Annotated in this window: 13 protein-coding genes, 1 tRNA gene and 1 pseudogene; 7 read left to right on the top strand and 8 right to left on the bottom strand. The window is 66.8% G+C overall.

What is annotated here, in order from left to right:
• Positions 1 to 88: 88 nt before the first annotated feature.
• On the bottom strand, positions 89 to 955 hold the full coding sequence (locus tag ACH46_RS04505; protein ID WP_062391873.1) for a universal stress protein: 867 nt from the start codon (positions 953 to 955) through the stop codon (positions 89 to 91).
• 173 nt (positions 956 to 1128) lie between these two features.
• On the opposite strand from ACH46_RS04505, the gene ACH46_RS04500 reads away from it, so the two are divergent.
• Positions 1129 to 1431, top strand: a complete 303-nt coding sequence (locus ACH46_RS04500) for a hypothetical protein (RefSeq protein WP_062391872.1) — start codon at positions 1129 to 1131, stop codon at positions 1429 to 1431.
• 23 nt (positions 1432 to 1454) lie between these two features.
• Here ACH46_RS04500 and ACH46_RS04495 read toward each other — a convergent pair whose 3' ends face one another.
• Positions 1455 to 3137, bottom strand: a complete 1683-nt coding sequence (locus tag ACH46_RS04495; RefSeq protein ID WP_062394953.1) for a cation:proton antiporter — start codon at positions 3135 to 3137, stop codon at positions 1455 to 1457.
• Between the two features lie 166 nt (positions 3138 to 3303).
• Here ACH46_RS04495 and ACH46_RS04490 point away from each other — a divergent pair, with 166 nt between their 5' ends.
• The 4 genes from ACH46_RS04490 to ACH46_RS04475 all read left to right on the top strand — a co-directional run bounded on the left by ACH46_RS04490 (position 3304) and on the right by ACH46_RS04475 (position 7849).
• A complete protein-coding gene (locus tag ACH46_RS04490) occupies positions 3304 to 4314 on the top strand; it encodes an AurF N-oxygenase family protein (RefSeq protein WP_062391871.1) in 1011 nt (336 codons plus the stop codon).
• Positions 4315 to 4321: 7 nt separating this feature from the next.
• On the top strand, positions 4322 to 5815 hold the full coding sequence (locus tag ACH46_RS04485) for an FAD-dependent oxidoreductase (RefSeq protein ID WP_062391870.1): 1494 nt from the start codon (positions 4322 to 4324) through the stop codon (positions 5813 to 5815).
• Between the two features lie 124 nt (positions 5816 to 5939).
• Complete coding sequence (locus tag ACH46_RS04480; RefSeq protein WP_062391869.1) at positions 5940 to 6224, top strand: hypothetical protein; 285 nt, start codon at positions 5940 to 5942, stop codon at positions 6222 to 6224.
• A complete protein-coding gene (locus tag ACH46_RS04475) occupies positions 6221 to 7849 on the top strand; it encodes an alpha/beta hydrolase family protein (protein WP_062391868.1) in 1629 nt (542 codons plus the stop codon). The genes ACH46_RS04480 and ACH46_RS04475 overlap by 4 nt, the downstream gene beginning before the upstream one ends.
• An 8-nt stretch (positions 7850 to 7857) precedes the next feature.
• Here ACH46_RS04475 and ACH46_RS04470 read toward each other — a convergent pair whose 3' ends face one another.
• Entirely contained in the window at positions 7858 to 9270 is a 1413-nt protein-coding gene (locus tag ACH46_RS04470; protein WP_062391867.1) for a carboxylesterase/lipase family protein, read from the bottom strand.
• Positions 9271 to 9334: 64 nt separating this feature from the next.
• Between ACH46_RS04470 and ACH46_RS04465 the strand changes: the two genes are divergently transcribed.
• The gene (locus tag ACH46_RS04465; RefSeq protein WP_062391866.1) at positions 9335 to 10390 is read left to right on the top strand and encodes a GmrSD restriction endonuclease domain-containing protein; all 1056 of its coding nucleotides are present in this window, start codon (positions 9335 to 9337) and stop codon (positions 10388 to 10390) included.
• Positions 10391 to 10899: 509 nt separating this feature from the next.
• Positions 10900 to 10972 (top strand) — tRNA-Ala (locus tag ACH46_RS04460).
• Between the two features lie 144 nt (positions 10973 to 11116).
• Here the strand turns inward: ACH46_RS04460 and ACH46_RS04455 are convergent.
• The 5 genes and pseudogenes from ACH46_RS04455 to ACH46_RS21220 form a co-directional block, all read right to left on the bottom strand.
• Positions 11117 to 11386: pseudogene (locus ACH46_RS04455) on the bottom strand (IS30 family transposase); the annotation flags it as partial.
• A gap of 13 nt (positions 11387 to 11399) precedes the next feature.
• Entirely contained in the window at positions 11400 to 11582 is a 183-nt protein-coding gene (locus ACH46_RS21225; protein WP_157851003.1) for a hypothetical protein, read from the bottom strand.
• A gap of 74 nt (positions 11583 to 11656) precedes the next feature.
• On the bottom strand, positions 11657 to 12409 hold the full coding sequence (locus tag ACH46_RS04450; RefSeq protein ID WP_062391206.1) for an ATP-binding protein: 753 nt from the start codon (positions 12407 to 12409) through the stop codon (positions 11657 to 11659).
• Complete coding sequence (istA, locus tag ACH46_RS04445; protein ID WP_062391207.1) at positions 12409 to 13995, bottom strand: IS21 family transposase; 1587 nt, start codon at positions 13993 to 13995, stop codon at positions 12409 to 12411. Before istA ends, ACH46_RS04450 begins: the two co-directional genes overlap by 1 nt.
• A 148-nt stretch (positions 13996 to 14143) precedes the next feature.
• The gene (locus tag ACH46_RS21220; protein ID WP_157851002.1) at positions 14144 to 14314 is read right to left on the bottom strand and encodes a hypothetical protein; all 171 of its coding nucleotides are present in this window, start codon (positions 14312 to 14314) and stop codon (positions 14144 to 14146) included.
• Between the last annotated feature and the right edge of the window lie 431 nt (positions 14315 to 14745).

The raw sequence follows: 14745 nt of genomic DNA, 5'->3' as shown, positions 1-14745 counted from the left end.
ATTCAGAGTATCGAGCCACCCCGAAATGCACTTACTCCGTATCTTTCGACCGCTGGGTGGTCGACGGATACGGAGTAAGGCAGGTGAGTCAGCGGCGGGCGATCATCACCGGAACGTGCGCGTGGTGCAGCACCTTCTGGCTGCGCGAGCCGAGAAGCAGACCGGTGAAGCCACCGCGACCGCGGCTGCCCATCACGATCAGCGAGGCGGTGTCGCCCGCGGCGTCGAGGATGGCCTTGGCGGGCTCCTCCGGAACCACCACGCGCTCCACCTCCACGTCGGGGTAGTCCTCGCCGTAGCCTGCCATGCGCTCGGCGACGGCCTCGACGGCCTGCTGCGACATCTCGTCGATCTCCGCGGCGTCGAGCCCGAAGCCGTGGAGGGCGTCGGCGTCGAGCGGCGTCCAGGTGTGCACGGCGACGAGCTTCTTGCCGCGCAGATCGGCCTGACGGTAGGCCTCGGCGACAGCGGGGTCACTGACCTTGGAGTCGTCCACGCCGACGACGACGGGGCCGTCGCCGCCCAGCGCGCCGCCGGGCACGATCACGACACGGCCCTTGGAATGCGCGGCCACGCTGGTGCTCACCGAACCGAGGAACAGCCCCTTCACGCTGCTGAGTCCACGGGTGCCGAGCACCGTCATGTGGGCGTTCTCCCCCAGTTCCAGGAGCACGCGGGCAGCATCACCCTCGACGATCGAACCGTTCAGCTTCACATCCGGCGCCACTTCGCGGGCGACGGCCGCGGCGTCCTGAACGAACCCGGTGGACTCACTGCGAATCGCGTCGATCACGTCCTGAGGAATGACCAGACCGGGTGCGTAATCGCTCGTCGTAGAGCTGTACGCAGCAACGATCTTGAGGTCGAGGTTCTCAGCCGCAGCTGCAGCGGCCGCCCACCGAACCGCGTTGGTCGATTCAGGCGATCCGTCGACGCCGACCAGAATCAGGCTCATATTGCGACTCTCTCCTTCACACCGGCCCGGTACGCGCATCCCCGCGCCCGTAGTAAGCCTCAATTCCATTGTTCATCAAGAGCCTTCAGTGTGCATCGGTACGACGACCCTTGTGTCTCGATCCGTACAATGAAGCCATACCTAAACAGTTCCCGGATTCAGGAGTACCAGTGATGTCGGCAATCTTCTCGTCGCGCGAGTTCCGGCCCGCGGCGATCCACGTCGCCGTCACATTGGGCCTCGGCTTCCTGTGCGCGATCGGCGCCGGGACGGTCGACAGCATCGGTGTCACCAAGGCGCTCATGGGTGCGTCACTGGGCGTCGTCCTCCTCGGGGCCGTCCTCGCCGGAGCCCGCACCTTCCGCAGCTCGCGCGCCGGCGGCCGCTGGCAGGTGTGGCAGGGCGCGTTCTGGCTGCTGCTGGGCCTGTCGCTGCTGTGGTTCACCAGCGTGCTGCCGACGATCCTCTTCGCCTGACCGCGTCCTGACCGCGTCCGAGCTCAGCGTGGAGCGTGCGCTCCGAGGCTGATCTCCTCGGCGTCGAGCCGTGCCAGCGCCAGGGTCAGCGCCTCGGAGCTGTAGGCGCCGCGGTCGCGCAGGTCGATCAACTCCACACGCTGCCGGTCGATGATCACCCGGCGGACCCGGCGCATCTCGGCGGCGTTGTGCAGGCGAAGGTCCAGGGTGTCGCCGTCGAAGTCGTCGTCGTCCTCAAGCATGCGGATCTGCTGGACGTTGCGGGCCAGCATGCCGTCCGAGCACACCACCGGGTCGTGCAGGACCTCCACGCTGATGGCGACCATCTCGCGGTTCAGGCGACGTCGCTCGTCGGCGGCGTCGGCCCGGTGATCGGGGAGCTTGAGCAGTTTGATGAACGACCCCAGCGTGCTGCCCTGCAGAAGCAGTGATCCGGCGGCGACGACGAAGGCGATCAGAACCAGCAGCGAGCGGTACGGGGTCCCGGCGGGCAGGGTCTGCGCTGCCGCCAGCGTCACGACGCCGCGCATGCCCGCCCAGGCCACCACGTAGCCTTCGCGGACGCCGATCGACGTGGTCCGGTAGTAATCGATGTCGGCCAGGCGTCGGTCGATGCGCCGTTGGAACCGCCGCGTCATCCGGTCGGCGCTGACCTCGGCGTCGCCGAGTCGGTCCTGCATCTGCTCCAGGAGTGGTTCGCGGGCGATCACGCGACGCGACCGCCGTGCGATCCACGCGACCAGCGTCATCACCACGCCGAGGCGGATGATCATCAGCAGCACGAAGGCGATGGCGGCGGGCCACACCGCGTGCCATACCGTCTCGTTGCTCTCCCACACGTCGCCGACCAGGGCTTTCAGCTCCAGCCCCATGAGGAGGAAGACGCCGCCTTCCAGGAGCAGTTCGACGGTGGCCCACGTCTGCTGGTCGGATTGTCGGTGGGCTGCGGTGAGCCGTCGGATCGATCCTCGGCCGGTGACGAGGCCCGCGGCGACCGCGGCGACCAGGCCGGAGGCGCCCATCAGCTCGGTCGGGATGTAGGCGATGTACGGGGTGGTGAACGAGATCGCGGTGGCGACGACGACGTTCGGCACGCCCTCGCGGATCCGGACGAAGACGAAGCCGACCAGGCCGCCGACGACGACGGCCGCGATGATGGCCCAGACGAACGACACGGCGACGCCGATGAGGGAGACGCTCGTCGCCATGGCCGCGATGGACGCGCGCAGCACCACCAGGGCGCTGGCGTCGTTGAACAGGCTCTCGCCCGACAGGACCGTCACCAGTCGCTGAGGTGCACCGACGCGTCTGACGGTGGTGGTGGCGACGGCGTCCGTCGGGCTGAGGATGGCGCCGAGCGCGACGCCGGTGGCGTAGTCGGCGTCGGGGAGGATCCACATGAAGAACAGGCCCAGGAGCAGGGCGCTGATGATGACGAGGGCGATCGACAGTCCGCTGATCGCTTGAAAATCGCGTTTGAAGTCCATGGCGGGCAGCGCGACGGCCGCAGCGTACAGCAGCGGCGGCAGCACGCCGATGAGGATGACCTCGGGATTCACCGAGATGTCCGGGACCTCCGGGAAGTAGCTCACGGCGACACCGACTGCCACCAGCAGCAACGGTGCGGCGATCCGCACACGTGGTGCCAACTGGTTGGCTCCGGCGACCGCCAGCACGCAGACGACGATGATTCCCAGGATCTCCACCAAGACATTGTCCACACTGAGATGATTGTGACGTGGACCACCCCTATCAGCCCACGCAGATTGTGCCATCGACCATTGACAAGATAGGGGCCCGGTGGGACGCTGTTGACAACAAGTTCTAGTTCGGAGACAGCCTCGTCCACCGATGAGCGTCAAGGAGAAGACAATGACGACAACACAGCCCCGGCCGGCAACCTACACCCCGCCCGCCAAGCAGGCCGTCGAGCCCAATTACTCGCAGGTCCTCGACGACCTCTCATCGGCTTCGGTCCGACGCAACTTCGACCCGTACCTGGACATCGACTGGGATGCGCCGCACATGGCCGTCGTCCCGAACGACCCCCGCTGGATCCTCTCCTCGACCGTCGATCCGATCGGCCGTCACCCCTGGTACCAGGCTCTTCCCGAGAACAAGAAGATCGAGATCGGCATGTGGCGTCAGGCCAACGTCGCCAAGGTGGGCCTGCAGTTCGAGTCCATCCTGATCCGCGGCCTCATGCAGTACGCCGACCGCCTCCCGAACGGTGATAAGCGCTTCCGCTACACCACCCACGAGGCGAAGGAGGAGTGCAACCACACCCTCATGTTCCAGGAGCTGGTGAACCGCATCGGCATGGAGACCAAGGGCATGCGTCCCTGGCTGCGAAAGCTGTCGCCGTTCATCCCGCTGTTCTCCACGTTCTGGCCGACCATCTTCTACTTCGGCGTCCTCGCCGGCGAAGAGCCGATCGACCACATCCAGAAGGACTTCCTGCGTTCCGAGGGCGAAATGCACCCCGCGATGTCGGCGGTCATGGAGCTGCACGTCGCCGAGGAGGCGCGTCACATCTCCTTCGCCCACAACCACCTGCGGACCACCATCCCCGGCAAGGGCCGCGCCACCAAGTTCCTGCTGTCGATCGCGATGCCGATCGTCATGCGTGTGCTGTGCAGCGCCATCGTCGTGCCGCCGAAGGAGTTCCAGCGCCAGTTCGACGTGCCGAACAGCGTGATGAAGGAGATCTTCTGGGGCTCCGACCAGTCGAAGGCCTTCCTGTCCGGTGTCTTCGGTGACGTCCGCATGCTCGCCGAGCAGTGCGGCCTGATGAACCCGGTGTCTCGCCAGGTCTGGCGCGCCATGGGCATCGACGGTCGCGCATCGCGTTACCGCAGCGAGCCCGCGTACACCGCGAGCTGAGCCCGACTTGCCTCACGTCATCACCCAGGCATGCTGCGGTGACGCCTCGTGCGTCTACGCATGCCCGGTCAACTGCATCCATCCCACTCCCGATGAGCCCGATTTCGGGCTCTCCGAGATGCTCTACATCGATCCGTCGACGTGCGTCGACTGCGGCGCGTGCGTCAGCGCATGCCCGGTCAGCGCCATCGTTCCCGGTCATCGTCTCTCCGACGAGGCCGCCCGGTTCGCCGACGTCAACGCCGGCCACTACCCCGAGCCCGGCCCCGACACCGCCCGTTTCCCGGTGCGTGCGGACTGGCGCCTTCCGATGGCACCCATCTCGAAGCCGAAGCGGCTGCGCGGTGCGACGCCCGACGAGCTGAAGATCGCGATCATCGGGTCGGGTCCGTCGGCCATGTACGCGGCAGACGAGCTGCTCAAGCACGACCAGGTGCGGATCACCGTCTACGAGCGGCTCACCCAGCCGTTCGGCCTGGCGCACTTCGGCGTCGCCCCGGATCACGAGTCCACCCGCACCATCGCGAACCTGTTCGACGAGGTGGCACGGAACCCGAACATCCGGATCCTGCTGAACACCGAGGTCGGCAAGGACGTCTCACTCGACTGGATCCGCCAGACGCACCACGCCGTCCTGTGGGCGGGCGGCGCACCGACGGACCGTCCGCTGCAGATCCCCGGCATCGACCGCACCGGCGTGCAGAGCGCCACGTCGGTCGTCGGCTGGTACAACGGTCACCCGGACTTCGCGCTCTCCACCCCGGACCTCGGCACCGAACGTGCCGTGGTGATCGGCAACGGCAACGTCGCCCTCGACGTCGCCCGCATCTTCACCGCCGATCCCGAGCGACTCGAGCACACCTCGATCGACCGCACCGCGCTCACCGCGCTGCGCGGTTCGTCGATCCGCGAGGTGCTGGTCGTGGCCCGCCGCGGCCCCGAGCACGCGGCGTTCACGCTGCCGGAACTGATCGGCCTGGTCGACGGCCCCGCCCACGTGTGGGTGGACCCCGCCGAGCTGGAAGGCGTCACCTCCGAGGGGATCGAGGACACGACGGTCGCCGCCAAGGTGGACCTGCTGCTGGAGCTCTCGCGTCGCCCCAAGCCGGACGAACCCTTCATCCGGCTGTCGTTCGGGTACACACCGCAGGAGGTCCTCGGCGACGACCGCGCGACCGGCGTCCGGTTCGTCAAGACCGGCACCGACGAGGAGCTCGTCATCGACGCCGGTCTGGTCCTCACCGCCATCGGCTATCGCGGCCGTCCCGTTCCGGGTCTGCCGTTCGACGACGCCAAGGGCACCATCGCCAATGTGGAGGGTCGGATCGTCGACGGTGACACGCCGCTGCCCGGCTTGTACGTGACGGGATGGATCAAGCGCGGGCCGTCGGGTTTCATCGGTACCAACAAGACCGACTCCGGCGAGACCGTGCAGCACCTGCTGTCGGATGCCGAAGCCGGCGCGCTGCCGACGCCGAAGACGTCACCCGTCCATAGCTGAACATCGAATCATCCACAGGCCCGGCGTCGACGACGACCGGGCCTGTGGATTGTCCGGGATCCGAATGCTCCTCCGCTGCGTCTAACCGAATGAAGGGTTCACGCTCGATCGTTCGGAGGCACCGATGGATTTCGGCATCACCCCGTCACAACTCGCGGAGGTCGTGGCGCTGTGGCGACGCTGCGGCCGGCAGCTCGACGGTCTCAGTCTGTCCGGCGGCGAGCTGACCGGCTCCGGATCGCTCGCGGTCACCGCCGTGAACGAGTGTCGACGTGCGACACGGGAGACCTGCGCCGCCCGCGCCCGACAGCTCGACGCGCTGGCGTCCGCTCTGGCCCGCTTCGGCGCGCTGACCGAGGAGGCCGACGCCGCGGCGGCCGCCGCTCTGGCGGATCGGCGCCGGTCGTGACCACCGTGTCCGACGTCCTCGCCTGGCCACTCGACGAGTTGGCGGCGATCGCGGGCGAGTACACTGTCGCCGGCGAGACCGTGGCGAACACCGCCGACTCGCTGCACAGATCGTTCGACATCGACCCCACCTGGAGCGGCCGCACACGCCTCGCCGCCGAAGCCCGCGTCGCCGCGGAGACGACTCGATTGCGGCGCTTGGAGAGCACCCTCGTCGACGCCGCGGTGACCATCCGCGCCGGTCAGTCGCGCATGGTGGCCGTCCGCGACCGGCTGCGCAGTCAACTGCAGACAGCTCGATCGCAGGGCTTCAACGTCGACGACGACGGCGCGGTCGCCCACCCGAGTCCGAGACGTCGGGCTGATGCCGACTACCTGATGGATCGCATCCGGCAGCTCCTCGACGAGGCCGACACCGCCGACGTCTCCCTCGGAATGAAGGTCCGCCTCCTCACCCGACGCCTCGACGGGACCGGCATGCTGGTCCCTCTCCCCAACTGCGAGTACCGGCTCGCCGGCGATGCCGCGAACACCCTCGCGGGGATGTCCGCGGACGACGTCGCCCGCTACTGGGAGAGCCTGAGCCGAGCGCAGCGGGACAGCCTGATCGCGGCGGCCCCGAAACTGATCGGCAACCTGAACGGCATCGAGTTCACCGACCGCGCCCGCGCCAACCGTCTCTCGATCCAGGCCGCGCTCGACGCCGAGGTCGCCGCGGGGCGCGGCGACGGCGCCAAGGCCGGGCAGCTGCGGGGACTGTTGGCACCCGCGCCCGACCCGCACGACCCGTCGAAGCTCGTGCCGCGCGCCTTCCTCGGCTTCCACAACGTCGGCAACGGTCAGTTCATCGAGCTGGTCGGCGAGCTGCGCGCCGATTCCCCGGGCCTCGCCGTCCTGGTCCCCGGAACCGGCACCGGTCTGCACAGCGCCGACACCTACCGGCAGCGCGCCGCACGCCTCTCGAAGGCCAGCGGCGCCCCGGTGATCGTGTTCGCCGACGGCGACTTCCCGCAGTCACTGTTCGAGAAGGACCTGACGCCGGTCTCGGGCACCGCCGTCGACCCGGTGCCCGCGCTAGACATCGCGCCACGCCTGGTCGACTTCACCGCCGCCGTCGACCGACAGCTCGAGGTGTCCGGGATCCGGGTGCCGACGACCGTCATCGGCCACTCGTACGGCGGCGCCGTGGTCGGGACGGCTGAGCAGCTCGGGTTGCGGGCCGACCGGGTGGTCTACGCCTCGGCGTCGGGCACCGGTGTCGGTGACGGTGAGTGGCGGAACCCGAACCCTGCCGTCCAGCGGTACTCGCTGACGCCGCCGGGGGATCCGATCCAGTACTGGCAGGAGTTCGGGAACCACGGCGGCGACCCCGACGACGTTCCGGGAGTCACCCGCCTCGACTCCGGGAACTACAGCGACGGCACCCCGGTGGCGGGCAAGGACGCACACTCCGGGTACCTGGACGACGAGGGGTCCGGCGCGCTGCGCAACCTGGCTGCGGTGATCGTCGGCGACGAGCCGGTCCCCTATGTGGAGCGGCTGCCCGACATCGAGCCGCGGAAGGACGTCGGCGACCTGATCTCCGGCTGGCTGTCGGAGGCCGTGCAGCTGGTCCCGGGCCGATGACCGTGCGGTCATCGGAAACGGTGCGGATCCGATCCCGTCCAGCCCGGGTCGCCGGTCTTCGCGAAGCGCACCCAGGCCGCGTGCATCGCGTCGGCCACCGACTGGTCCGGGTCCGGCCCGACCAGCGAATGCGCCAGATCCAGGTGGTCGAAGACGAAGGGCAGTTCGACGGCGTGACCGGCGCGGATGTCGGCGACCGGGCTCTCATACGCGAACTCGTACAGGTACGTCGGCGAGTCCTGTCGTGCGGCGGCGATCGCGCGGGTGGGGTCGGCGAACGCGATGGCGGTGACGGCCTCGCACAGGGCGTCGCCCGCGCTCACACCGTCGGCGAGGCGACTGTCGAGGAACTCGGTCGACATGCCCGCGCGCGTCAGCATGCCACGCGCCATGTCATCGGTCGCCGCGGCCAGCACGCCGGTCGGCGCGAAGAAGAACCGGAACTCGGTCTCATTCCATCCCGCGAGCAGCGGAATCCCCCGGCTCGCGCCGTCGGCGATCAGCGCAATCGGCGCGGCGGGCAGGAGGTCGTCGTCGATCACCGGGAAGGTGCTCATGATGCCGAGACCGATGTCGGCGACGGTCTTGCCCCAGATCTCGGGGTCGGGGTTCATGGTGAACTCGAGGACGACCTCCGTCTGCGCCTGCAGCAGGTCAGGCATCGGCACGGCACCGAGTGCCTCGGCAGTGTTCTCGACACCGAGTTTCTCGGCGAGCTTGCCGGTCACCTTGCGGGCGTCGTCGCGGTCGGCGGCAGTGAACGCGTTGCCGCTCTGCATCGCCGCCCGGTGGAACAGACCGACAGCGCGCGGCGAGGCGAGGAGGGAGGCGACGCTCATCGCGCCTGCGCTCTCGCCGAAGATCGTGACATCGTCGGGGTTGCCGCCGAACGCGGCGATGTTGTCGCGCACCCATTCCAGTGCGGCGATCTGGTCCAGGAGACCGCGGTTGTCGGGGGCGCCGGGGACGGCGCCGAACCCGGGGACGCCGAGGCGGTAGTTGATGCCGACGCAGACCACGCCGTCACGAGCGAAGGTCTGGCCGCCGTAGATCTCGATGCGGTTGGAGCCGCGGGAGAACGCGCCGCCGTGGATCCAGACCATCACCGGTAGGCCGGTCGCGTCGGGGTCGGGCGTCCAGACGTTGAGATTGAGGTAGTCGTCGCCCGGGACGATGACGTTGTCCAGGAGTGCGGCGATCGGCGCCGGGTACCCCACTTGCGGTGCGGTGGACCCGTACTCGGTGGCGTCGCGGACATCGGTCCACGGCTCGTGCGGATGCGGTGCCTCGAAGGCTGCGGGCCCGATCGGCGGGGCCGCGTACGGAATTCCGAGGAAGGCGGAGACGGTGCCGTCGCCGGTCCCGCGAACGGGGCCGGAAGTGGTGGAGACGACGGGAGAGGGAGCTGAGATGGAGGTCACACGATCAAGTTACCCCGCGGGCGACGACGCCGGAATTGTCGTAGGTGGATGCGATGATGTCGGCATGTCAGTTCGCTCCTCCCTCCCCCGACGTTCCGTTCAGATCAGTGCGGTCGCGGCTCTCGCCGCCGTGCTGATCGTCGGCTGCGAACCCGCAGACGACACGGCGTCGACCCCGACCAGCACCGTCTCCGATCGCGGCGACATCGCCTGGCCCTCACCGACCGCGTCCACCACTGACAGCGAGACGCCGACCGAGACCACGTCGTCGCGCAGCCTGTCCAGGGAGGCGACCGCCGCCATGGCCACCCTCGACACGCTGGCAGTGAAGGGCCGCGCCCCCAAGACCGGCTACAGCCGCAGCGTGTTCGGTCAGGCCTGGACCGATGACGTCTCGGTCGCCGGCGGCCACAACGGCTGCGACACGCGCAACGACATCCTGCGTCGCGACCTGACCGACCTCACGTTCAAGCCGCGCACCCGTGACTGCGTGGTTTTGACCGGCACACTGAACGACCCGTACACGCGGAAGACGATCGCGTTCCAGCGCGGTCAGTCCACGTCGACGGCCGTGCAGATCGACCATGTGGTCGCTCTGTCCGACGCCTGGCAGAAGGGTGCTCAGCAGTTGTCGACGGAGGAACGCACCGACCTCGCGAACGATCCCCACAATCTGCAGGCGGTCGACGGTCCCACCAATGCGCAGAAGAGCGACGGCGACGCCGCCACCTGGCTGCCGCCGAACCGCTCGTACCGCTGCACCTACGTGTCGCGGCAGATCGAGGTGAAGAGCGCCTACCGGCTGTGGGTCACCACGGCAGAGAAGGCTGCAATGCAGCGCATCCTCGGCGCGTGCGGTGGGGATGCGCCGGAGCCCACCGAGAGTCCGGAGACCACCGAGACCACGCCGACAGTCGCTGAGACCACCCGCACGCCCGCGCCGCGGACCACGCGCGCCCCGCTGGTCGAGACCACGCCGGAGGCGCCGGCCGGCGGCGACGTCTACTACAAGAACTGCGCTGCCGCCCGCGCCGCCGGCGCCGCACCATTGCACGTCGGTGAGCCCGGATATCGCCCGGCCATGGACGGTGACGGCGACGGCGTCGCCTGCGAGAGGTAAGTCGCGGCTCGAAACGGGCCACCAACACTCGAGTACCACTTCAGGCTTGGCTGCGGAGGGGCACTCGGTGCTGTCCAGACGCTCGATGAACACAGCATTTCCACCGGATGGATTGTCAATCCCGGCAGCGTCAACACCGCGTGAAGCTGCAGGTAGAGAATTCGCCTCTCCGATGCCTGAATTCCTATGTGCAAGAACACATTGCGACCGACATCGTGATCCGACACCGGCCGGGTCGACCACGATTCGCGGCCGTGCCAGTCTCGTTCTGCATCGCCTGATGCAGACCATCACAGACACCCCAAGGAGACGCCATGTTCCCCGCCCTCACCCAGTTCTTCAACGACTTCACCGTCTTCGGCGGCGACCTGCTGCACATCGCCATCACCTTCGGCTTCGGCAAGTAGTCACGCCTCCCGACGCCGACGCGAGATCGTCTCCCACCAGGCGATTGCGCGTCGGCGTTGATGCCCTGTTAAACTGTTTTCGTTCGCCACGGCGGATGCCAAGGGGCTATGGCGCAGTTGGTAGCGCGACTCGTTCGCAATGAGTAGGTCCGGGGTTCGATTCCCCGTAGCTCCACAACCACGAGACCCCCTCTCACCTGCGATGGAGCAGGAGCGAGGAGTCTCGCCGCATTTGAACTGAAAGCCGAAGGTCACACCGGGGCCACGAGCACTACGGCCTTATAGAGCGACTCTGGCGACCGTTTAGGACCAGACGGTGTCAACTCGTGGAAGCAACGTTGTCCTTCAGTAACCGTTCGAAGACTTCCCTCGGGGTGTAGTAGCCCAGACACTGCCGTGGCCGCTCGTTCAGTTCGCGGGCGATCGCTTCCAGGTACAACTGATCAGACGGAATCTCGGTGCTCTTCGGCAGGTACTCGCGGATCAGACCGTTGGTGTTCTCGTTGGTGGGCCGCTCCCACGGCGAACGCGGATGAGCGAAGTAGATCGGCAACTCAGCAGCAACGGTGACACTGGCATGCTCGGCCATCTAGTGGTGTGTCTCAGTTTTGATTGGTTACTTCGGTGAGCGTTGCTCGTGCGCGGGCGACTTTGGCGAGGATGGATTCGGCGGTGGCGGTCCAGAGATACGGTTTCGGATTGGCGTTGCTGGCGGCGAGGTAGCTTTCGATGCTGGTGAGTATTCGGCGTGGTGAGCGCCAGTGAATATTGCGGTTGAGCGCCACGCGTTATTGCCTGTGAGCGCCACCAGTGGCGTCGGTGAGCGCCGCCTGTGAGGGCGGTGCTCACCGACTGGTGGTTATCTCCGTGTCTGGGCGGCAGCGTGTTCGCGCATGTTCATTTCCCCGGTCGTGATCCAGGTCGTGGTGTGCACGATGCGGTCCATGATGGCGTCTGCGTGCACGCCTGAGCCGAGGCGGTGGTGCCAGTCCTTCTTCGGGTACTGGGTGCAGAACACCGTCGAGACGGAGTCATGGCGGCGTTCGAGCAGCTCCAATAGCATGGTCCGGATGTCATCTGTCGGTGGATCCAGTAGCCATTCGTCTAGGACCAGCACGGTGAACGCCGCGTACTTGCGGAGCCATTTCTCGCGTCCACCGGGCTTGTCTCTGGCCGCGGCCCATGCTTCTTCCAGATCGGGCATCCGGATGTAGTGCGCGCGGTATCGGTGCTGGCACGCGGCCTTGGCCACCGCCGAACCGAGATACGATTTGCCGGACCCGGTGAACCCTTCGAACACGACGTTCTGGTGGCGTTCGATGAACTCGCACGTGGCCAGCGCGAGGAGCTTGGTCCGGTCGAGTCCCTGCTCGTCGATTAGGTCGATCGTACGCAGATCGGCGTCGGGATAGCGAAGGCCGGCGCGGCGGATCAGCCCGTCGACCTTCTGGTGGGTGAACGCCGCGTGTGCCTGGTCGACGGCGATCTGGACCCGTTCGGCGAATGCCATTCCGAGCGCCAGGTCGTCGTCTTGCCCTTCGAGCGCGTCCAGTAGCGTTACCGCGCCCATCTCTCGGAGTTTGCGTTTGGTCTCAGCATCGAGCCTGCTCATCATTGTCCTTCCGCGTAGTAGCTCGCTCCGCGCACAAAACCCGAACTTGGTGACCCGTCGGCGCCGTCGAGGGGTCTTGGCACGCCCGATCTCGACAGTGGTTCGGCGGCTAGGGCGAGGTCTTGGCCGGAGTCGAGGATCGGTCGCAGGTGTGCGTAGCGGGGCGAGCGCACCGCGCCGGCCAACGCGATCTGTGCAGCGTTCTCGACACGTTCGCCGGAGAAGCGGCGTGTCAGCCGCAGGACCGCCAGCGCGGGATTCAGGCCCTGTTCAGCCACGGGTACGGACTCGAAGATCCGGTCCACCACGATCGTGGTGTGTGGCCCGGTCCGGGCTGCCCATGCCCGTACTCTGTCCGGGTCCCACTGTCGATAGCCGGGGCCTTCTGGCCGGTCGGCGTCGTTGGTGCGGTGCTGGTTCGTCATCGAGGGCGGTACCAGCAGATGGCTGGTGAGGCGTCTATCTGCGGCGAAGACCTCGAGCATTGTGTCGGTCACGCGCAGATCTACCGCCGTGCCGACGTAGGTGTACGGGACCGAGTAGAAGTTCTTCTCGAACACCACGTGTCCGTCTTTGCGGACCCGTCGTGCATACACCCACCGACTGATCTCGAACTCGACCGCCGGCAACGGCCGCAACAACGACTTCTCCTCGGCTTCGAAAACCGATTGCCGCGACCCGGCCCGCTTCTGAAACGATGCGGCGTTGTAGCCGTTGACCTGCTCGTAGACCGCCGACCGCAACTCGGCCAACGTCGCGAACTGACAATGGCGCAGCGCAGCGATCACCACGGTGGCGATGTTGCCGACGGTGTTCTCCACGCTCGCTTTGTCTTTCGGCTTGCGGACTCGGCCCGGGAGAACCGCTGCCGAGTAGTGAGCCGCGAGTTCGCGATAGGCGTCGTTCAACACAATCTCACCATCGGCAGGATGGGCGATGACGCCGGTCTTGAGGTTGTCAGGAACGATCCGCGGAACGCTCCCACCAAACCACGAGAACATCGCGATGTTCGCCCGCAACCACGTGTCCTGCTTCATGTCCAGGGTCGGCTCGACGAACGCGTACCGCGAGAACGGCAGACACGCCACGAACAGGTACACCCTGCTCCTCGAGGCGGTGACCGGATCGGTCAACACCATCGTCTTGCCCGACCAGTCGACCTCGACAGACTGGCCAGCCTTGTGCCCGACCCGCGAGGCCAGACCTGCGACGAGGACATACTGCTGATACGACTTGCAGAACCGGTCATAGCCCATCACCGGCGTTCGGGCAGCGGTGTACGCGTCACGGTACTCGCCGTGCAGCAGCTTCAGCGTGACCCCGACCTTGGCCAGTTCACGATGAACCTGCCCCCAGTCCGGCTGCGCGTACACGCTGTGATGCTCACCGCGCCCGGGGAACAGACGCTCATAAACATCTGCATCGGGCAGGTCTGCGACGTCGTCGAACGTGACGCCCCCGGCATCAGCGGCAGCGATGACCGCGTCAACCGAATGCCGCGACATGCCCTGCCTGGCGATCTGCCGACGCGAGAGTCCCTCGCTCCGCAGACGAAGCACCAACTTCGCCTTGATCTTCCGTACCATTCTTCGTTGCTCCTTCTGCCGCGTGATAGGGCACACGGCAGAAGGAGCCTAGGAAAACATGGTGGCACTCAACCCCAATATCGACGGCGCCGACATCCCCCAACCGCCATCACAGCCCCGCGGCGTCGAACCGGACAACACATGGTGCTCACCGAACCGAATACTCAACGAAGATCGTCACCGACGGCGACGGCTGGAAGATGACCGGCGAGGTGTACGCACTGAAGGACACCAGTGGCGAGGCTGGCACCGTGAGCACGATGTCGTTCGAGTGCACCGCGAAGGATGTGAACGGGAAGATCGAGGCGACCGCGTTCATGACGCTGGCAAAGTAGCGCCAACGACGAAAGAGCCCCGCTCACCAATGGTGTGCGGGGCTTTGTCGTGCGAGTGGTCAGCCATTCCATCTGTGGCCGACCCTACTTCGCAGGGGATTCACCTGGCTGTTCGTCAATCGACGAGCCTGGAGACTGAACGTGACGCGACGGGACAAGCGGCAGGAACGAACGGCTGATCCGCCGCTGAATCTCAATGCGCTGCCTCCGCATATGATCACGCGAAATGGGGAGGCCGAATGGTTGCGTCATCTGGGACGCTCCGATCCAAGGTCTACGACCTTTGGTTACTGAGCGGGTTGCACCGCGTCGGTTGCGGTGGACTTCAAGCTCAATCTCGATCATACGCTTCGTCAGGAGTCGGCGGCTAGGCCCGGATCTACCGCGACGCAATCCAAACGAGGCGTACAGTTGA

The organism is Gordonia phthalatica (genome assembly GCF_001305675.1).
Classification (GTDB): Bacteria; Actinomycetota; Actinomycetes; order Mycobacteriales; family Mycobacteriaceae; genus Gordonia; species Gordonia phthalatica.
The sequence above is the reverse complement of the archived record's forward strand: the minus strand, read 5'-3'. Positions and strand labels throughout refer to the sequence as shown.